The sequence below is a fragment of the Caballeronia sp. GAWG1-1 genome (assembly GCF_023631465.1).
Classification (GTDB): domain Bacteria; phylum Pseudomonadota; class Gammaproteobacteria; order Burkholderiales; family Burkholderiaceae; genus Caballeronia.
In genome coordinates, this window is sequence record NZ_JALQDB010000011.1 from 105316 (window position 1) to 122880 (window position 17565).

Sequence of the window (17565 nt, forward strand, 5' to 3'; positions counted from 1 at the left end):
GCGAAACGAAAAACCGCGCGTCGTGCTGCCACGACGCGCGGTTTTTAATTGAAGCAATCAGTCTTCGATACGCAAGCCGACCTTGATCGTTACCTGCCAGTGCTGGATCTTGCCGTCTTCGACATGTCCGCGCGTTTCCGTCACTTCGAACCAGTGAATGTTGCGCAGCGTCTTCGATGCCTTCGACAGTGCGACGCGCACGGCGTCATCGCTCGATTCCTGCGACGAGCCGGTGAGTTCGATCTGCTTGTAGACGTGTTCCGTCATGATGTTCTCCTTGTGAAAAGCATGGCGATCGCTCGTGGCGAACGGGTGCAATGCGAAATACTCGCGGTGTCGATGCAGCAAGGCGTGCGCCAACACACAGCCGACGCATGAAAGACGCGCGCCTCGCGAAAGAGCGAGGCGCGGGGGAAAACATCGAAGGAATTCAGCCGGAAATCAGCGCAGCGGACGCGATGCGGCGTCGCCCGCATCCTGACGACGCGCGCCGCGCCGCCTGCGCGCCGAAACGGTCGCGCCGAATTCGCTCAAGATCTGCGTGCGAGCGCGGCTCGCAAACACGAGGAAGCCGAAGCCGTTCGCTTCGTACCAGTAGCCGCCGTTCTCCAGACCGTCGAGCGGCTGTTCGAGCGCATTCGTGATCGACTCTACGCAGCGCCTGTGCAGTTCGTCGATGGCGGGATAGGGCGGTTGAGCGCCGCGCACGCTGCATAGCAGGACATCGAGCCCTGGCAGCACATGCGCGTAGAGCACAGGCTCGTCCTGCGAGCGAGCGCGTGCAATTTTCGTGTCGAGCTGACCGAACGGCTTGAAATGCCGCACCACGGCGAGGAAAGACTCGTCGCCATCAGCTTTCACACGTTTACGCTTTTTCGGGAAGGACATAAAAACTCGCCTGAAAAAGATTTGCAAGAAACGCAGCGTCCTCATGCGGCCACTCCCGTCTTGCGTGCCGCACGTCGATCTTTTATAGCGCATCGATGTGATCCGGTCACGGTGATTCGCAAACTTGAATGCACGCCGGGTTCTGCTACCGGTGCACACCCGTGGCGCACGAATCATGCCGATGACCGTTTGGCGGCCCGCTGGCATCCCTCTGAGCATCTATCTCAATAATAGTCCCGCTGCTGCCCTGTCGAACAGCCTAAAGAAAGAAAAAAGCGGGGGGGCGCACCAATTGACGGGTGGGTGCGCCCGGATGCAATGCGCTCACGCGCTCGACGAACCGGGCTTGCGGCCGTGATCGAATCAGACGCGCGGCCGTTTCAGTTCGTCGCGGATCTCGCGCAGCAGCAACACGTCTTCGGGCGTCGCGGCGGGCGGCGGCGGCGCTTCGGTGGGCTTGCGCAAGTTGTTGATGAACTTGACCATCAGAAAGATGATGAACGCAAGGATGATGAAGTTGATCAGCACGGTAATGAACGAACCGTAGCCGAACACCGCGACACCCGCGGTCTGCAAGTCTTTATACGAATCGGGATTGCCTTTATAGCTGGGCGGTATCTGCCCCAGACGTATGAAAAGGTTCGAGAAGTCGAGCCCGCCCGTGGCCAGACCGACCACTGGCATGATCAGATCCTTCACGACGGAGTTGACTATCGTCGAGAAAGCGCCGCCGATGATCACACCAACGGCGAGGTCCATCACGTTGCCTTTGAGGGCGAAGTTCTTGAATTCGTCGATCATGCTCATGCGCGGCTTCCTCCGGTTGGTGTGAGACGTTTTTTGCGAGCTAAAAGCGGCAGCAAGGGCTATGCCATTGATCCACAGACGAAACGCCATAAGGCGCGCGCTTCGTCCGGAGACACGAGCATGATAGTCAATTCGCTCGATGAACGTGCGCGCGGCGCGCGGGACATGCCTTTCAGGTCGTGCTCACGTGCCCCACGCTGATAGCCGCGCAGAAAGCCGCGTGATCCGCGACGGTCTGTGCGCCGTAGCGTTCGGCCCAGCTTGCGTAGGCGGCGTCGAACTTGTCGGAGGTGCCGCAATAGCCCGTGATCAGCGCGGCGTCGCCCGTGCGGGCGTGCGCGCGAGCGAGCAGAAGGCCGAGACACCACGCGTAGAAATCGAAGGTCGCGCCATGCAGCCAGTCGACCGGAATGGAGCCGCGAATCTGCTTCATCTGGCGTACGTAGAAATCGCGCCCGGCGATGGTGGTCCAGCCAAGCAGCGCATCCGACGAACTCTGCATGAGCCTTTGCCCTTGCACGACGCGACGCCCCTGATGCTGCTGCGTCTCGTCGAGCGGCGCGACGAAGGGCGCGGCGGCCGGCACGATGCCTTCCTTCACCTGGATGAACAGCGGGTCGCCGAGCGCCCGGCCGAGCATGAGCACGAGATAGGCGCGTGTGCCGACACTGCCGACGCCCACCACGCGATGCGCCACATCGGCGACTTCGTAGCGCTCCAGCATGATGCGCCATTCGCCCGCGATGGTTTGCAGATACGGCTTCAGGCCATCGACCACATGATTCTTCTCAGCGGCGTCGAGGCGCGTGAGAATCGGCGGATCGACCTTGAAGCGCCAGCTTTTACCAGCGGGTTCGGCGACCTTGGCGAGCATGGTCGCGTGCGAACGCTTCATTGCGCGCTCGACCGTTTTAGTGATGGTTTCCTTTTCGCTGGCATCGAGCCTGGTCGGCGCGTCGATATGGAGGGCGCTTGCGTATGAGCGCATTTGCCAGAGATCGTAGGGGCTCACCTGCCAGAGCGAAGCCATGGACGTGCGATACGCCGCGCATGCCGAACGCACCGCGCGCTCGCGACCGCTCGCATCGACGCCATTTTCGCGCGCGGCCACGTTGATGCTCGCGGTGAGGCGCTTCAGGTCCCACTCCCACGGACCGACGAGTGTTTCGTCGAAATCGTTGAGGTCGAACACCACGTCCTGACGCGGCGTGCGAAAGAGTCCGAAGTTATTGATGTGCGCGTCGCCGTCGATGATCACGTTGTGCCCGATCGAGGGCGACTTCGCCAGATCCCAGGCCATGACCGTGGCCGACCCGCGCAGGAACGCGAACGGCGACTCGGCCATGCGCGCCATGCGCAGCGGGATGAGCCGCTCCTGACGGCCGGCGTTGACGGCGAGCACGCGCTCGACAGGGTTCGGCCGGTTGGCTTCGGGCTGCCAGCCCGCGTGGGCTTCGAAGGGCACGGCGTCGCGTAGCGCGCGGCCCTTGGCGCGGCTTTCCTCGGCCGTGCCAAGCGTATCGGATGATGTCGATGCCAAGGAGTTCGGGCGCGTGGGCAAGCGAATTCTCCTTCAGACGCTTGCGCGCCGATAGTTTTTACAAGGCACGTCCACTCACTTGGTCGGCGTGTCGATCTAATCTTGCGCTAAAGCAAGCATCACGCCGGAGGAGCCTGCGTGCGCGTGGGCACGCGATGTGCTCACTCATGTCCGCTGGAATCGCCCAATGCGACACATCATCCCGACGCTTTACGCGTCACTCTATTCGAACTCATCATCTCATGCCGAACGAACTCCGCATTGCCGAGGGCTCTCCCTTTCCGCTCGGCGCGACCTGGGACGGAAAAGGCGTCAACTTCGCGCTGTTTTCCGCCCACGCCACCAAAGTCGAGCTGTGCCTCTTCGACGAAAAGGGCGAGCAGGAGACGCATCGCATCGAATTACCCGAATATACCGACGAAGTCTGGCACGTCTACATCAACGACCTGGCGCCTGGCGCGGTCTATGGTTATCGCGTGCACGGACCGTACGAGCCCGAAGCGGGACATCGCTTCAATCCGAACAAGTTGCTGCTCGACCCATATGCCAAGGCGCACGTTGGCGAACTTAAGTGGGACCCCGCCGTGTTCGGCTACACGCTGAACGCGGAAGGCGACGATCTCACCTTCGACGAACGCGACAGCGCGCCCTTCATGCAGAAGTGCCAGGTCGTCGATCAGACGTTCTCGTGGACGCACCCGACACGTGGCCGCGTGCCTTGGGAACACACGATCTTCTACGAGACCCACGTGCGCGGCTTCACGAAACGCCATCCGGCGATTCCCGAGCATATGCGCGGCACGTTCGAAGGGCTCGGCCAGAAGGAAATCGTCGATTACATCAAGAGTCTGGGCGTAACGTCCGTCGAACTGATGCCGATTCAGGCGTTCGTCAACGACAGCTACCTGCTCGACAAGGGACTCACGAACTACTGGGGCTACAACACCATCGGCTTTTTCGCTGCCGATCCGCGCTTCTTTGCGCGCGGTTCGGGTGCGATCGCGGAGTTCAAGGAGATGGTCGACCGCCTGCACGAAGCCGGCCTCGAAGTGATCCTCGACGTGGTCTACAACCACACCGCCGAAGGCAACGAACGCGGGCCGACGCTGTCGTTCCGGGGTATCGACAACGCGTCGTACTATCGGCTGATGCCGGACGAGCCGCGCTACTACATCAACGATACGGGCACGGGCAACACGCTCAATCTTTCGCATCCGCGCGTCTTGCAGATGGTCACCGACAGCCTGCGTTACTGGGTGACGGAAATGAACGTCGATGGCTTCCGCTTCGACCTCGCCACCATTCTCGGACGCGAGACCTATGGATTCGACGAAGGCGGCGGGTTCCTCGACAGCTGCCGTCAGGACCCTATCCTCGCGACCGTGAAGCTGATTGCGGAGCCGTGGGATTGCGGTCCGGGCGGCTATCAGGTCGGCGGTTTCCCGCCGGGCTGGGCGGAATGGAACGATCGTTATCGCGATACCGTGCGCGGTTTCTGGAAGGGCGACGAAGGCGAAGCGCCAGAACTCGCCACGCGCATGACCGCGTCGGGCGACAAGTTCAACAAGCGCGGACGCCGTCCGTGGGCGAGCGTGAACTTCATCACGGCGCACGACGGCTTTACGCTCAACGATCTCGTCTCCTATAACGACAAGCATAACGACGCGAACGGCGAAGACAACAAGGACGGCCATTCGGACAACAAGTCGTGGAACTGCGGCGTGGAAGGTCCGACCGACGATCCCGAGATTCGCGCGCTGCGCGAGCGCCAGAAGCGCAATCTGCTCGCGACGCTCCTGTTCTCGCAAGGCACGCCGATGATCCTGGCCGGCGACGAATTCGGCCGCACGCAAGAGGGTAACAACAACGCGTATTGTCAGGACGACGATATCAGCTGGGTGAACTGGGATATCGACGACGAAGGTCGCGCCCTGACCGAGTTCGTCCGCAAATTGACGACCTTGCGTCATACGCTGCCCGTGCTGCGGCGTCAGCGCTTCCTGACGGGCGAGTATCGCCAGGATCTCGAAGTCGCGGACGTTAAGTGGCTTAGTCCGGACGGCCAGGAACTGTCGGACGAGCAATGGGGCGACCCGAACATGCGCTGCTTCGGCATGGTGCTCGACGGTCGCGCGCAGGCGACGGGCATTCGCAAGCCGGCATCCGATGCGACGTTGCTGCTGATCGTCAATTCATATCACGATGTCGTGGACTTCAAGCTGCCTGATATCCCGGGCTCGGATCAGTGGAGTTGCCTCATCGATACGAACGCGCCGATTCGCGAGGAACTGGAAGATTTCGACTCGGGCAACGTGTATCAGGTGACGGGGCGTTCGCTGCTGCTGTTGGCCTTGCATGCGCGCGGCGCGACGCGGCGAATCTTCAAGCGACTGGAAGAAGCGCTGACGGATGACGTGCCGCCCGATGCGCCGGAAGACAAGCCGGCCGCGTGAGGAATGAGATGACCCTTGCGTAGTGACCGGACGCAAGCGGTTATCATGCAGTTCCCTCGATGACGACGAGGCGGCGGAGAGCCGCCTCTTTTTTTAACCATGCCATTTCGCTTCTTTTTCCCTGTGCAGTTGCATGAAAGACTTCGCGCGACGCCTGGCGCATGATGCTGCAAGCGTTGATGCGCGTTGCAACTTGGGATCAGCTCGAACGCATTTGGGAATTCGTGGTTGGGTTCTTCAAGTTCTTGTGGGCGTTGTTGCGGTTTTTGGGTGGCGGGGGGTGAGCCTTTTGCGTCCCTGATGTATTGAGCTTTTGCGCGGGCTTATGGCAGCAACACTGGTCGATGTGCCGGACTGGGTCGGTCTCCATAGCTGCTAATGCTCGAAATATCGAGCTCTAGCGCACGCTCCACATGCTGAACGTTCCGGCCGAAAAGCCAAGCGAGCGCCCCCAAAAAAAACCCCGCACGAAGCGGGGCTCATAACGCCAGTTTCAAACCGCGCGAATCACGTATCGCGCCAGCTATCATCCGTGCTGCCGAGGTCTACGCCGCCACCGCCATCGCTCCAATCGTTCGAGCCGTTGCCGAAGTCGAGACCGCCACCGCCGCCGCCACCATTGCCGAAGTCCAGGCCGCCGCCGTTGTCGTTGCGACGTTCCACCGGCACGTCACGCTCGATTACGCGTTCTCGTCCGTTCGACAGCGCTTCGCCAAGCAGCACGCCAGTCAACAAACCGCCCATGCCGCCGCCGAATCCACCGCCGCCTTGCTGAATGACGACCGGCGGCTGTTGCCCTTGCTGCGGATACGGACCCTGTTGAGGATAAGGCCCCTGCGGCCCGTAAGGCTGCTGCTGACCGCGCCCGAAGCGCTCCGCTTCTTGCGCATACGCCGACTGCCCCTGCGCCGCGGCCTGGGCAGCGTTCGGGTCCGGGCGGCCTTCGGCGCGCGCCTTCAAACTCGCCACCTGATTTTCCAAATCCTGAATCGCATACGGCGGCACGGGGTTTTTGGCATCCGACAACGCCTCGACCATCTCACGCAATTGCGTCTCGGCGCCTTCCACTTCCTTTAGCAATGCCTCATGCCCAGGCGTCGTGGAAAGCCGGACGTCGAGCCTGAGCGAACGCACTTCGTTCAGCAGTTCGGTCGCGCGCTTGAGTTGCGTGCGACGATCGTCGTCGGCGCGGCCATCGTCACGGACGCGGGCGCGCTTCATTCCCCAGCGCAGCACGAGCGCAATCGCACCGATCAGCACGATCAAGCCGATCCACATGCCGATCGACGGTCCATGTTTCTGCGGCGCGACCTGTGCGCCCTGATTGAACGGATTGGTCGCGACCGCGCCGGTCGAACTGCGCGTCTCGTTACCGGCGTTTGGGCTGATGCTCGCGCGATTCGCATCGGCCTGAATGCGCGCCTGCGTTTCGTTGAAGCGCGCGGGCGTCGTGAAGCCAAGCGCCGGATCGATGGACTGCGCCTGTTGAAGATGCGAAAGCGCGTCGCTATAGCGGCCTTCGCGATCGAGCACCTGCGCATAGAGATAATGCGCATGAGCATTCTTCGGATGCGCGTCGAGCACTTCGCTCAACTGCGAATCGGCCTTTTGCCAGTTGCCTTGCGTCATCGACTGCTCGACTTGCTGCGCGGTTGGCACGGCGAAGGCGAGCGGCGACGCAACCGACAGGCAAAAGGCCAGGGATAGCGAGAGCGCAAGAGCCGACAGAGTCTTTTTCATGTTGCAGGCCGGGCGCGATAAGCACCCGTCTCCTTTCTGAGCTGCAATCGGGGAAAGCGAATGCTTGCATGCAAGCGCGATTCCCGCTGATTCGTCCGGCGCGCGCGCGAGCCGCCAGGGCCGCGCCGCGCACTGACGAACATATTACTGCGCCGGCGTATTCAACTGCTTCTTCAGCGCTTCGAGACGGTCTTCCACGGACGGACCGCGATTGAGCGCCGCGAGTTTGTCGTCGAGCGCCTTGCCCGACTTCTGATCCGCCGAATTCAGACGCGCGTCCGAGCGCGCGTTGGCCAATTGCACCTTGTCTTCGAGCTTTTGGAAGTCTTCGGACAGATTCTTGCCGCCGATGCCGCCCAGCGCGGTCGCGGCCGTGTCTTTCGCGGTGGCGATCTGCTGCTTGGCCTGCAGAATGTTCGAGCGCGCGTTCAAGTCGTTGCGACGTTGACGCATGTCGTTGATCTGCTGCTTCAAATGCTCCACCGAAGGCACGAGTGTCTGCAATTCGCCGGCGAGGGCATCGCGTTCCGTCTCGGCATTGGCTTGCGCGGCGAGGGCTTCGCGCGCGAGGCTTTCATCGCCGGTTTGCAGCGCGCGCTTCGCGCCGTCTTCGTACTTCTTCGCTTTCTCGGCCGCGACGTCGCGCTTGCTCTGCTGCGTGGCGACCTGCGCCTCGATTTCGATCAGCGAGTTCTCAGCCTTGGCGATGCTGTCGTCGAGCTCGCGCACGATCTGCCGCGCATCGCGCGATGGGTCCTGCATGGTGTCGGCTGCGTCGTTGAGCAGACCTTTGACCGTGCGCGTGATGGAATCCAGAAGCGACATGTATTTCTCCTTGATGAAGACCGCGGCATGCAAGCCCGCGCGGCTCGAATGTGAGGCGCATGGCGCAGGATTGCAAGCGTCGTTGACCAGCCGATGACGACCGGGTTTACCCCGCTTATTAGAGCATGCCGCGCCTTAATCGGGGCTTAAGCAAGGTGAAGGAGTGTAACGTCGTGCAAACGAACGAAGCGGAATACAGCGCGTGCTTCAGTTGTCCGCGCGGCCGTCGTCGGTTAGAGAGGCATCGTCGTCCAGAGGTTCGTCGGGACTTGCGGATTCGTCGGGCACAGGAAGGTGCGCAGGCTTCGCGGCCGCGCGCTTGGTGGCGCTTGCCGCTGCTTCCCGCGCCTCGCGGGCCGCGGCCTTGGCGGCGACGCTGCGCAAGGCCACGGTCAGTGGATCGGGCGCCTTGGGCGCGCGCAGGCGATCGACGATACCCGCTGCCTTGATCTGCTCGCTCGTCGCGTTGAAGTTGAGCACTGCACGCCGCATCAGCTCGCTCACGCTGATGCCGAGCTGATCCGCCGTGTTGCTGATGGCGAGTTTCTGCGCCGGGGTCACGAAAACAACGATGCGTTCGGTAGGCTTGGTCGTCATGAGCAGCTCGCAAACAGTAGGGCGGTTGTAAGCGCGTAAGCGCGTACGCACGAGTGAGCGCTTGAACCGCGTTCCCTATCATCAAACGGCACGACTTCTTTACCGCAACTTCTGGCGCCACTGGAAGTGGCTTAAAACCAATCATATCGGTTTCGCGGGCTCGCGCGTGCGGCCGCGATCGCATGGCGACGATCCTCGGGCATTTCGCAAAACTGCTCTGCGATCAACCACTTGGCTATTTTCTCATACGGTTGTCCACAAGGCTCTCAACACTTTCGGTGGATAACCCCGGTGCAACCCCGACCCTTTCCGCCGAAGACCGGGTTTCGGGCGCCACATCGGCAATTACTTACAAAAAATCGCGACGGGTTTTGTAGCGTCGCCTGCGAATTCTTTAAAATGCGCTGTTATTCACGGTTACCCGTCCCATACGGTCGAAGCCGGCCTGCCCATTCGCTTGGTCCCGTCTTTCTGAAAGTGCTCAGGCGCTGACATACCCAAGGCGCCACAGAGCGCGCGCTTCGAGGCGCGCGGAACGATCCCAGTCATGCCTATCATCAAACGACCCGACTCTACGAATTCATCGCGACTGAATCGCGAACCTCGCTGGAACGACTCATCCAACGACGCCGGCGGCGGCAATGGACGCAACGGCGGCAACGGACGCGATGGCGGCAATGGCGGCCGCAATGGAAAGAATGGCCGCGACGGGCGCGATTCCCGACGCTCGCCGCTCGCGCGCGTCGCGCTGTGGTTGGCGGGGCTCGCGGCTATCGGCGTGGTGGTGGGCGGGCTGATCGTCGGCTATGCGCTCGTCGTGATGGAGCCGAATCTGCCTTCGCTCGATGCGCTGATCGACTATCGCCCGAAAGTGCCGCTCAGGGTCTACACGTCGGATCACGTGCTGATCGGCGAATTCGGCGAAGAGCGCCGCAGCCTCGTGCGTTTTCAGGACATTCCCGACCAGATGAAGAAGGCGGTGCTCGCCATCGAGGATTACCGCTTTTACGATCACGGTGGCGTCGATTTCATCGGCATTCTGCGTGCTGGCGTAAGCGACATCACGCACGGCGGCGCGTCGCAAGGCGCAAGTACGATCACCATGCAGGTCGCGCGCAACTTCTTTCTGTCGAGCGAAAAGACTTATACGCGCAAGATCTACGAGATGCTGCTCGCCTACAAAATCGAGCGCGCGTTGACGAAAGACCAGATTCTCGAGTTGTATATGAATCAGATCTATCTCGGCGAACGCGCCTATGGTTTTTCCGCCGCGGCGCGCGTGTATTTCGGCAAGGACCTGAAGGACATCACGCTTGCCGAAGCCGCCATGCTCGCCGGTTTGCCGAAGGCGCCGTCGGCATATAACCCGGTGGTCAATCCGAAGCGCGCGAAGGTACGTCAGCAGTACATTCTGAAGCGCATGTTCGATCTGCACTTCATCTCGCGCGAGCAATACGATCAGGCGGTCGCCGAAGAACTTCGCACGAAGTCGGGTGGCACCGAATACGGCGTGCATGCGGAGTACGTCGCGGAAATGGTGCGGCAGATGATGTACGCGCAGTACAAGGAAGAAGCGTACACGCGCGGCCTGACGGTCACGACGACCATCGATTCCGCCGATCAGGACGCGGCCTATCGCGCCGTGCGCAAGGGCATCATGGATTACGAGCGGCGTCACGGTTATCGCGGGCCGGAAGGCAGCATCGCTCTGCCGGGCAACGCGGACGATCGCGCCGAAGCCATCGAGGATGCGCTCGTCGATCATCCGGACAACGGCGAACTCGTCGCTGCCGTGGTGACGGTGGCGAACGCGAAGCAAGTGGTCGCGCAATTCGTCGGCGGCGATACGGCCACCATTTCCGGCGAGGGCCTGCGTTTCGTCGCGGCCGCGCTGCGCAACAATGCATCAAAGGCGCTTGCCATCAAGCCGGGTTCGATCATCCGGCTGGCGAAGGACGCGAAGGACACGTGGCAGATCACGCAATTGCCGCAAGTGGAAGGCGCGCTCGTTTCGATGGTGCCGCAGGACGGCGCGATCCGCGCGCTCGTCGGCGGCTTCGACTTCAACAAGAACAAGTTCAACCACGTGACGCAAGCGTGGCGTCAGCCGGGTTCGAGCTTCAAGCCGTTCATCTATTCGGCCGCGCTCGACAAGGGCTTGGGACCGGCGACCATCATCAACGACGCGCCGCTGTACTTTCCGCCCGCATCGCCCGGTGGCGACGCCTGGGAACCGAAGGACGACGATCAACCCGACGGCCCGATGTCCATGCGCACCGGCTTGCAGAAGTCGAAGAACCTGGTGTCGATTCGTATCCTGTCGTATATCGGCACGAGCTACGCGCAGGACTTCGTCACGCAGAAGTTCGGCTTCGACAAGGACAAGACGCCGCCGTATCTGCCGCTCGCGCTGGGCGCGGGACTCGTCACGCCGTTGCAGTTGAGCGGCGCGTACTCGGTGTTCGCGAATGGCGGCTATCGCATCAACCCGTATCTGATCGGCGAAGTCGCCGATGCGCGCGGCAGCGTCATTTCGCGCGCCGATCCGCTCACGGCCAGCAAGAACGCGCCGCAGACGCTCGAACCGCGCAACGCTTACGTCATGAATAGCCTGTTGCATACGGTGGCGACGGCGGGCACGGGTTCGGGCACCAACGTGCTCAAGCGCAGCGACCTGCAAGGCAAGACGGGTACGACCAACGACGCCAAGGACGGCTGGTTCGCGGGCTATCAGCATCAGCTCGTCGCGGTGGCGTGGATGGGCTATGACCAGCCGAAGACGCTGGGCAGCCGCGAGTTCGGCGCGCAGCTTGCGTTGCCGATCTGGGTCGACTTCATGGGACGCGCGCTGCGCGGCATCCCGCAGGAACAGATGCAGCGGCCCGACGGCGTGACCACCGTGGACGGCGAACTGTTCTATGCCGATCGCACGCCGGGTGCGGGCTTCGTTGCGAGCATCGGCATGGACAACGTCAATCCGACAGCGGGCGATACCAACACCACGGGCGGCGTCGGCCCGGCGGGCATGCAGGCGCCGCCCGCGCCGCAAGTCACCACCGATGAGCGCAAGCAGATCATGGATATGTTCAATAAGCCATGATGGATGAGGCGGGATAAAAAAACGCGCCGTGGTTCTAAACGAACCCGGCGCGTTTTCTATTGGTGACGGTGCTTCAGTTACCGACCGTCGCCGCGGACTTCACCGCGCAACTCACATCGAGCGTGCTCTTGTCCGCGAAGCTGAACGTGAGCGGAATCGTCGAGCCGATCTTGAGTGGCTTGCCCGGCTGTTCGAGCATCACGTGATAACCCTTCGGTGCAAACTGTAGCGTGCCATGCGCGGGGACATCGACGGAATCGACGGGGGCCATCGTCGCGGTGCCGCTTTTGGTATCCGACTTGTGCATCATCGCCATGCCGAACGCGGGGGTATCGACGCCCGTGAGCGTGACGGCTTTGTCGCCATTGTTGGCCAGCGTGAAGTAGCCCGACGAAGGCAGGTTCGGCGGCATTGCGCGAACCCAGCAATCGCGCGCTTCGAGCGGCGCGGCATGGGACAGCGTCGCGAAAGATGCGCACGTCAGCGCGCTGAACAATACAGCGATTTTCTTCATTGCTTTCTCACTTGACCGTGAAGTTATAGTTGCCCTGCGTGCGATGACCATCGGCGGCGACAGCTGTCCATTGCACTTTGTAGACGCCCGGCTGCAAGTCGTGAAGTGCGACGCTCATGTGCTTTTTGTCTTTCGTATCGACGACGGACTTTTCGGTGTTGACCTGCTTGCCCTGACCATTGGTCACGGTCAGTTTGCTGAAGGTCGGTTCGAGCGCTTCGCCGAAGTCGATCGATACTTCGTGCGGCGCGTTGACGGTCGCGCCGGGCCCAGGCTGTTGCAGCTTCGGCAGCGCGTGCGCGAACGCAAACGACGCCGATGCGAAGAATGCGCAAGCCAGCGCGCCGCGCAAGGCGGATAGGGTACTCATGATGCATCCTTGTGATTTTCACGCTTGCCGCGCGAAGCGTGCAAACGCGAGGTATGGCATGTCGGAAGAGGGGAACGCGTATCAGGCGAGAGCAGGCGGCGCGCGAGGCAGCGCCACGCCAGGCGGCATGCGATGCGGCGCGGTGCTGTTTTGCTTAGCGACGAAAGTGTCGTCGGCTAAAGTCGATGCCGCGAAGCCATGCGGCATCGATGGCGGCGTAGGCGCATGCGCAAGCAGGTCGCAATATCCGCACGCTTGCAGATGCGAAAAAGCGTCATGGTTCGCGTGCGATGCGGTATCGACCGTATGCGCGATGCCATTCGAGCTCGACGCGCATATGGACGAGAAGAGCGCTTCGACGCGCTTGCCATCCAGCGTTTGCGATACGAGCGGCGCGAACGAAAGCAGCAGGATCGCGCATAGCGCAGCGAACCCGCTTAGCTTTCTGATCATGCCGCGACGCAAGTAATGCATGCCGTGCCCGAATCTTTTTTCAATGCTCGATGACCGATCGATTATGCCATGCGTCCCGCGATGGCCTTTCGACTAAACCAATGAAGCTTTGCTGCCCGCGTGGAAGATGAGCTTACGAAGAAGAACGCATGAAGACCATTGCGCTTGAGTAAGTGATGACTTATAATCTTTTCTTCGACGGACGCGGGGTGGAGCAGTCTGGCAGCTCGTCGGGCTCATAACCCGAAGGTCGTAGGTTCAAATCCTACCCCCGCAACCAAGCATTCAAGCAAAAGCCCGGTTAAAGCCGGGCTTTTGCTTTTCCAGCACGCAGTTGCATACATGTATGGGCGCAGTACTGGAAGTAAGGCAAGTCGCAATACCTCCACTTCATGACCAGACGCGGCGCAACGCCTGCGTATCCCTCGTGTCAAAATCCCCTAAAGCTCGTCAGCGCTAACGCACATCGAACCTTTTCAAAGGACACACGCCATCATGGATATTCCTCACGATCTGCAGATCATCGCGCATCAGGAACGCGCGCTTGTGTTCCCGCAGTTTCATGCCGATGAAGCCTGGCAAACCGGCACGCAACTGCGCGAGATGGCAATGGCGCGCGGCGCGGTCGTGGTCATCGATGTGCGTACGTTCGGTCAGCGCATGTTCTTCGCTTCGCTCGATGGCGCCACGCCCGACAACGCGCGCTGGGCAGAACGCAAGGCGAGGACTGTCGAACACTTTCGCCGCAGTTCGTACGGGCTCGGTCTCTCGCTACAACAGGCGGGCACCACGCTCGCCGACAAGTACGGCCTCAACGCCGCCGATTACTCGGCGCACGGCGGCGGCTTTCCGCTGCGCGTCGCGAATGTCGGCGTGATCGGCTCCGTGACGGTGTCGGGGCTGCCGCAGCGCGAAGATCATCAGATGGTGGTCGAAGCGCTATGCGCGGTGCTCGGCCATGACTTCGCCGCATTGTCGCTCGGCCGCGTCTGAGCGTCGTCACGCATTCCAAAGACTCAACGGAGACCGAACCAGCCGATGCGTTCCACCGCTTATGTGTTGCTTGCGATTGCGATCGTCGCGGAAGTCGTCGCGACCTCCGCGCTACGCGCCTCCGATGGCTTCACGCGCGCGTTACCCGCGACCATCGTCGTGATCGGCTATGGGTTGTCGTTTTATCTGCTGTCGCTGACCTTGCGGACCTTGCCGGTCGGCCTCGTCTATGCCGTGTGGTCGGGCGCGGGCATCGTGTTGATTACGCTCGTCGCCACGTTCTTCTTCAAGCAGACGCCCGATATTCCCGCCATGTTGGGCATGGGGCTGATCGTCGCGGGCGTCATCGTGCTGAACGTGTTTTCGAAGATGAGCGCGCATTGACGCGGCGCGGCACCGCTACTTGCAGCGTACGATCATCGAGCGATTCTTGACGTTTGCCGTCACGACGTTGCTCAAGCCGCCGCCGCTCGGACCGCCTTCCTCGTTGTCCTTCGACACGATGTCGTAACCCGTCGCGCCGCATGCCTTGCCCGCGAGCACATAGCAACTCGCCCAGCTCGATCCGGCATCGGCGCCGCTGCAGTTCACTGCGTAGCCCGTCTGGCCATCGGGAAGATTGATGAGCGATGCATCGTTGGACGAAGCACACCCGCTCGTTCCGGCGATGGCAAAAACCGCGATCAGGGCGATGCCAGGCGCCGCCGCGCGCGCGATGAGCCGGCGTGAGCGCCGATCGAATTCCTTCATCTTTTCCTCGTGATTGCAATGACTTCGCCGCAGGACATGTCGGCGGCTTTTTGGGATACGCATTGTCCCATACGCTACACGCGCCGTAAAAAAGCACGGTGGCTCGAACCGGGCGCGAGGCTTGCGAATCATCGAACGAACGGCGTTAAGCGGTAAAGACAGTTTCGCGTGAACTATTTTCCGGATCGCGCGCCTGATAGATAGCAAACGCCGGTTGTAATTGCCGCATGACGTGTGATTCGTCGCCAACATAAAAAGGAGGTCAACACGATGGCCGAAAGAGTGACCGGTCCTTACCGAGGGTATTACATCAGCGCGTCCGCCCGGCTCGTGCAGGCGCACGATGGCGATCGCAACGAAGACAACGCCGGACAGGCGCTCAAGCCGATCTATGTCGGCTCGGTGAGCCTGGCGCGTGGCGGTCCGGACGATGTGCATCGCTTCGAGGCGCTCGTCGATCTCGGCCCGGAACGGCGCTTCGCCACCGAGGATGCCGCGCTTGCGCACGTCGAACAGGCGGGGCGCGAGTATATCGACCGCTTGTTGAAACCGATGACGTGATGCGCCCCGTTCATCTCCGGCACGCGGTGCTTTATGACATCGCCAACTGCCTGATCGACCTCTTTCCGAGCGGCGCGGATATCGCGGAGATCGGCCTCGAAGCCACGCCCGCGTTGTTCGTAAGCTGGCGCACGAGCGGGGTGGCGAATCATCCGGGCAACATTGCCTGGGGCGTGCATTATCGGTTCGAGCCGCAGGTACTGCGCGACTATCCGCATCTGTCAGAGGAGGCGCGTGAGCGCGTATGCGAGCGGGTGCGCGACATGAGCCGCCTGCTCGATTTTAATTACGCCGATCCGCTGGCGAGCTCGCTGCTCGTCGTCGATGTGAACGAGGACGTGCTCGCAGCCTGACGCTCTACACTGCGCGCCGCTGGACCGCGCCGCATCGACGCAGTTACCATAAGCGCCTCGGTCCTTTGCTCGAAACCAATCCTGCAGGGAATGCCTGAACGACTTTGCGTCGGTGCTGTAACACTCCGGGGCCGGTTTCTTCGGACAGCAACCGCGCCTGAGCCACGAGAACATCATGGACATCCGTTTCCTTCCGGACGCGCCCGGTTATTGCGACTCCAACCTCACCATCGAATTCGCCGCGCTCGTCGACGGACGACGCGTACCGTGCGCCATATCGGTGGAAGCGCTGGAGGATCATTTCGGCGCCGAGACTTACGACAGCCGCGGCTGGATCAGCGCTTTCGATGCAGGCCGTGCGCGCATCGAAGCCGTGGCGCGCGAGCATCTGGAAGTCACGAATGGCATGCCCGTGCTTCTCAAGAGCGGTCATTTTCCGCCAGGACGCGTGCTCGCCTGAAAGCGGCGCACGCTAGCGTTCCGTTAATTCGACTGCGTATCTCCGCTTTGCGGGTACTATCTCGCTACAGGCCGCACGCATGGCGATTCGTGCGGCACGACATTTGCTCTGGCATCTGCGCTTCATCGTGCAAGCCACAACGAGCAACCATTATAAAAAGTCGCGCGGGGTCGTCATGTTTCTCTCCTTTTTCCACTCGCTCATCGAGTCGAACGCACTATGGCTCATCTGGGCAGCCGTAGGTGTCGTTTTTCTGGGTCTATGCATCGTCTTCGCCTCCGTGCTGCTGGGCGAATCCGACGAGCCGCTTTATCGAGCCGCGCCTCGCGATAGCGACAGCGGCAAGATGATCGTCTGATCGTTTTGCTGGCTAGCCGCGCTGCTTGCGCGGTGACCATTCGCGTCATGCAAATTCGGGTTTGACTAGCCGACAGGCGATGTCGACAATATCCCGCATGGATCTGCCGCGACACATATCGACACCACCGGGCAAGGCGCGTGAGCTGCGGCAAGAGCAGCGGGATGCCTTGCGCGGGCGCATACTCGACGTATCGCGAGCTATCGTGAAGCGTGAAGGCTTCGCAGCACTTTCGATGCGCCGGCTCGCGCAGGCAATCGACTATTCGCCTGCCGCTTTGTACTTGCATTTTCGGAGCCGCGCGGACATCGCGCACGCTTTGTGCGTGGAAGGACATGCGACATTGCGCGCGGCATTTGCGCCGCAAGCGAGCATTGCCGATCCCGCCGCGCGTCTTAGAGCAATGGCGCGCGTCTATGTCGAATTTGGCCTGGCCGAGCCCGAGACGTATCGGCTGATGTTCATGGACGCGGACCGCCGCGGCGATGGAACCCATGGCACCGATGACGGCATGGCTGCGCTTTCGTCGATGACCGATGCCTTCGTCGAACTACGCGCCGCGGGGCGGCTCAAGCGCCTGCCGCCGGAGACACTGCCGGCCGATTGCGCTCAGGCGTTGTGGGCGACTTTGCATGGCATCGTCGCGCTGGCGCTGTGCGGCGTATCGCGGGCAATGGCTGCGGACGAGATACTCGAGTTATCGCTCGACGCGTGGCTCGCGTAGTGAATAACAGGTTGACCGCAGGTTGAGTACTGGCTGGCATCTGGCCTGCCAAACTGACTGACAGAACGAACCGACCCGA

20 protein-coding genes and 1 tRNA gene are annotated in these 17565 nt (G+C 61.6%); 10 read left to right on the plus strand and 11 right to left on the minus strand.

All coding sequences use genetic code 11. The features are described from left to right. Positions 1 to 57 precede the first annotated feature (57 nt). The 4 genes from NCT03_RS06900 to NCT03_RS06915 all read right to left on the minus strand — a co-directional run bounded on the left by NCT03_RS06900 (position 58) and on the right by NCT03_RS06915 (position 3256). Positions 58 to 267 carry a dodecin gene (locus tag NCT03_RS06900; protein ID WP_244825288.1) on the minus strand — a complete coding sequence of 70 codons (210 nt, stop codon included), beginning with the start codon at positions 265 to 267 and terminating at the stop codon, positions 58 to 60. A gap of 174 nt (positions 268 to 441) precedes the next feature. Then, entirely contained in the window at positions 442 to 933 is a 492-nt protein-coding gene (locus NCT03_RS06905) for a hypothetical protein (protein ID WP_250492327.1), read from the minus strand. A 318-nt stretch (positions 934 to 1251) separates the two neighbouring features. Further along, entirely contained in the window at positions 1252 to 1695 is a 444-nt protein-coding gene (mscL, locus tag NCT03_RS06910) for a large conductance mechanosensitive channel protein MscL (RefSeq protein ID WP_244825286.1), read from the minus strand. A 172-nt stretch (positions 1696 to 1867) separates the two neighbouring features. Further along, the gene (locus NCT03_RS06915; RefSeq protein ID WP_244825285.1) at positions 1868 to 3256 is read right to left on the minus strand and encodes a DUF2252 domain-containing protein; all 1389 of its coding nucleotides are present in this window, start codon (positions 3254 to 3256) and stop codon (positions 1868 to 1870) included. 221 nt (positions 3257 to 3477) lie between these two features. Between NCT03_RS06915 and glgX the strand changes: the two genes are divergently transcribed. Next, complete coding sequence (gene glgX, locus NCT03_RS06920) at positions 3478 to 5688, plus strand: glycogen debranching protein GlgX (protein WP_250492328.1); 2211 nt, start codon at positions 3478 to 3480, stop codon at positions 5686 to 5688. 507 nt (positions 5689 to 6195) lie between these two features. On the opposite strand, the gene NCT03_RS06925 is transcribed toward glgX, so the two are convergent. The 3 genes from NCT03_RS06925 to NCT03_RS34365 form a co-directional block, all read right to left on the minus strand. Continuing rightward, the gene (locus NCT03_RS06925) at positions 6196 to 7428 is read right to left on the minus strand and encodes a tetratricopeptide repeat protein (RefSeq protein WP_250492329.1); all 1233 of its coding nucleotides are present in this window, start codon (positions 7426 to 7428) and stop codon (positions 6196 to 6198) included. Positions 7429 to 7572: 144 nt separating this feature from the next. Beyond that, positions 7573 to 8253 carry a PspA/IM30 family protein gene (locus NCT03_RS06930; protein ID WP_244825282.1) on the minus strand — a complete coding sequence of 227 codons (681 nt, stop codon included), beginning with the start codon at positions 8251 to 8253 and terminating at the stop codon, positions 7573 to 7575. A 207-nt stretch (positions 8254 to 8460) separates the two neighbouring features. Beyond that, entirely contained in the window at positions 8461 to 8850 is a 390-nt protein-coding gene (locus NCT03_RS34365) for a plasmid mobilization protein (RefSeq protein ID WP_250509063.1), read from the minus strand. A 547-nt stretch (positions 8851 to 9397) separates the two neighbouring features. Here NCT03_RS34365 and NCT03_RS06940 point away from each other — a divergent pair. Then, the gene (locus tag NCT03_RS06940; RefSeq protein ID WP_250492330.1) at positions 9398 to 11950 is read left to right on the plus strand and encodes a penicillin-binding protein 1A; all 2553 of its coding nucleotides are present in this window, start codon (positions 9398 to 9400) and stop codon (positions 11948 to 11950) included. A gap of 73 nt (positions 11951 to 12023) precedes the next feature. Here the strand turns inward: NCT03_RS06940 and NCT03_RS06945 are convergent, their stop codons facing one another. The 3 genes from NCT03_RS06945 to NCT03_RS06955 form a co-directional block, all read right to left on the minus strand. After that, entirely contained in the window at positions 12024 to 12464 is a 441-nt protein-coding gene (locus NCT03_RS06945) for a copper chaperone PCu(A)C (RefSeq protein ID WP_250492331.1), read from the minus strand. Positions 12465 to 12471: 7 nt separating this feature from the next. Beyond that, positions 12472 to 12834: a copper homeostasis periplasmic binding protein CopC gene (gene copC, locus NCT03_RS06950; RefSeq protein ID WP_244825279.1), complete on the minus strand. Its 363-nt coding sequence runs from the start codon at positions 12832 to 12834 to the stop codon at positions 12472 to 12474. A gap of 81 nt (positions 12835 to 12915) precedes the next feature. After that, entirely contained in the window at positions 12916 to 13287 is a 372-nt protein-coding gene (locus NCT03_RS06955; RefSeq protein WP_250492332.1) for a DUF2946 domain-containing protein, read from the minus strand. Positions 13288 to 13490: 203 nt separating this feature from the next. On the opposite strand from NCT03_RS06955, the gene NCT03_RS06960 reads away from it, so the two are divergent. The 3 genes from NCT03_RS06960 (at position 13491) to NCT03_RS06970 (ending at position 14664) form a co-directional block, all read left to right on the plus strand. After that, positions 13491 to 13567, plus strand: a tRNA-Met gene (locus NCT03_RS06960). Between the two features lie 215 nt (positions 13568 to 13782). After that, entirely contained in the window at positions 13783 to 14280 is a 498-nt protein-coding gene (locus tag NCT03_RS06965; protein ID WP_250464730.1) for a heme-degrading domain-containing protein, read from the plus strand. 45 nt (positions 14281 to 14325) lie between these two features. Beyond that, positions 14326 to 14664 carry a DMT family transporter gene (locus NCT03_RS06970; RefSeq protein WP_244825276.1) on the plus strand — a complete coding sequence of 113 codons (339 nt, stop codon included), beginning with the start codon at positions 14326 to 14328 and terminating at the stop codon, positions 14662 to 14664. A gap of 15 nt (positions 14665 to 14679) precedes the next feature. Here NCT03_RS06970 and NCT03_RS06975 read toward each other — a convergent pair whose 3' ends face one another. After that, positions 14680 to 15030, minus strand: a complete 351-nt coding sequence (locus NCT03_RS06975; protein WP_244825275.1) for a hypothetical protein — start codon at positions 15028 to 15030, stop codon at positions 14680 to 14682. A 270-nt stretch (positions 15031 to 15300) separates the two neighbouring features. Between NCT03_RS06975 and NCT03_RS06980 the strand changes: the two genes are divergently transcribed. From NCT03_RS06980 to NCT03_RS07000, 5 genes are all read left to right on the plus strand, one after another. Then, positions 15301 to 15591, plus strand: a complete 291-nt coding sequence (locus NCT03_RS06980) for a hypothetical protein (protein WP_244825274.1) — start codon at positions 15301 to 15303, stop codon at positions 15589 to 15591. Beyond that, positions 15591 to 15944: a hypothetical protein gene (locus NCT03_RS06985; protein WP_244825273.1), complete on the plus strand. Its 354-nt coding sequence runs from the start codon at positions 15591 to 15593 to the stop codon at positions 15942 to 15944. Before NCT03_RS06980 ends, NCT03_RS06985 begins: the two co-directional genes overlap by 1 nt. 175 nt (positions 15945 to 16119) lie before the next feature. Next, entirely contained in the window at positions 16120 to 16404 is a 285-nt protein-coding gene (locus NCT03_RS06990) for a DUF1488 family protein (protein ID WP_244825272.1), read from the plus strand. 175 nt (positions 16405 to 16579) lie between these two features. Next, on the plus strand, positions 16580 to 16762 hold the full coding sequence (locus NCT03_RS06995; RefSeq protein WP_244825271.1) for a hypothetical protein: 183 nt from the start codon (positions 16580 to 16582) through the stop codon (positions 16760 to 16762). 79 nt (positions 16763 to 16841) lie between these two features. Beyond that, a complete protein-coding gene (locus NCT03_RS07000; RefSeq protein WP_250492333.1) occupies positions 16842 to 17486 on the plus strand; it encodes a TetR/AcrR family transcriptional regulator in 645 nt (214 codons plus the stop codon). Positions 17487 to 17565 lie beyond the last annotated feature (79 nt).

Excerpts from the sequence above, each read along its gene's own strand:
- glgX (WP_250492328.1), top strand. The coding sequence starts at position 3,478 with ATGCCGAACGAACTCCGCATTGCCGAGGGCTCTCCCTTTCCGCTCGGC.
- NCT03_RS07000 (WP_250492333.1), top strand. The coding sequence starts at position 16,842 with ATGTCGACAATATCCCGCATGGATCTGCCGCGACACATATCGACACCA.
- NCT03_RS06925 (WP_250492329.1), bottom strand. The coding sequence starts at position 7,428 with ATGAAAAAGACTCTGTCGGCTCTTGCGCTCTCGCTATCCCTGGCCTTT.
- NCT03_RS06945 (WP_250492331.1), bottom strand. The coding sequence starts at position 12,464 with ATGAAGAAAATCGCTGTATTGTTCAGCGCGCTGACGTGCGCATCTTTC.
- NCT03_RS06995 (WP_244825271.1), top strand. The coding sequence starts at position 16,580 with ATGTTTCTCTCCTTTTTCCACTCGCTCATCGAGTCGAACGCACTATGG.
- NCT03_RS06940 (WP_250492330.1), top strand. The coding sequence starts at position 9,398 with ATGCCTATCATCAAACGACCCGACTCTACGAATTCATCGCGACTGAAT.
- NCT03_RS06955 (WP_250492332.1), bottom strand. The coding sequence starts at position 13,287 with ATGATCAGAAAGCTAAGCGGGTTCGCTGCGCTATGCGCGATCCTGCTG.
- NCT03_RS06930 (WP_244825282.1), bottom strand. The coding sequence starts at position 8,253 with ATGTCGCTTCTGGATTCCATCACGCGCACGGTCAAAGGTCTGCTCAAC.
- mscL (WP_244825286.1), bottom strand. The coding sequence starts at position 1,695 with ATGAGCATGATCGACGAATTCAAGAACTTCGCCCTCAAAGGCAACGTG.
- NCT03_RS06970 (WP_244825276.1), top strand. The coding sequence starts at position 14,326 with ATGCGTTCCACCGCTTATGTGTTGCTTGCGATTGCGATCGTCGCGGAA.
- NCT03_RS06975 (WP_244825275.1), bottom strand. The coding sequence starts at position 15,030 with ATGAAGGAATTCGATCGGCGCTCACGCCGGCTCATCGCGCGCGCGGCG.
- NCT03_RS06965 (WP_250464730.1), top strand. The coding sequence starts at position 13,783 with ATGGATATTCCTCACGATCTGCAGATCATCGCGCATCAGGAACGCGCG.
- NCT03_RS34365 (WP_250509063.1), bottom strand. The coding sequence starts at position 8,850 with ATGACGACCAAGCCTACCGAACGCATCGTTGTTTTCGTGACCCCGGCG.
- NCT03_RS06985 (WP_244825273.1), top strand. The coding sequence starts at position 15,591 with ATGCGCCCCGTTCATCTCCGGCACGCGGTGCTTTATGACATCGCCAAC.
- NCT03_RS06905 (WP_250492327.1), bottom strand. The coding sequence starts at position 933 with ATGAGGACGCTGCGTTTCTTGCAAATCTTTTTCAGGCGAGTTTTTATG.
- copC (WP_244825279.1), bottom strand. The coding sequence starts at position 12,834 with ATGAGTACCCTATCCGCCTTGCGCGGCGCGCTGGCTTGCGCATTCTTC.
- NCT03_RS06900 (WP_244825288.1), bottom strand. The coding sequence starts at position 267 with ATGACGGAACACGTCTACAAGCAGATCGAACTCACCGGCTCGTCGCAG.
- NCT03_RS06980 (WP_244825274.1), top strand. The coding sequence starts at position 15,301 with ATGGCCGAAAGAGTGACCGGTCCTTACCGAGGGTATTACATCAGCGCG.
- NCT03_RS06990 (WP_244825272.1), top strand. The coding sequence starts at position 16,120 with ATGGACATCCGTTTCCTTCCGGACGCGCCCGGTTATTGCGACTCCAAC.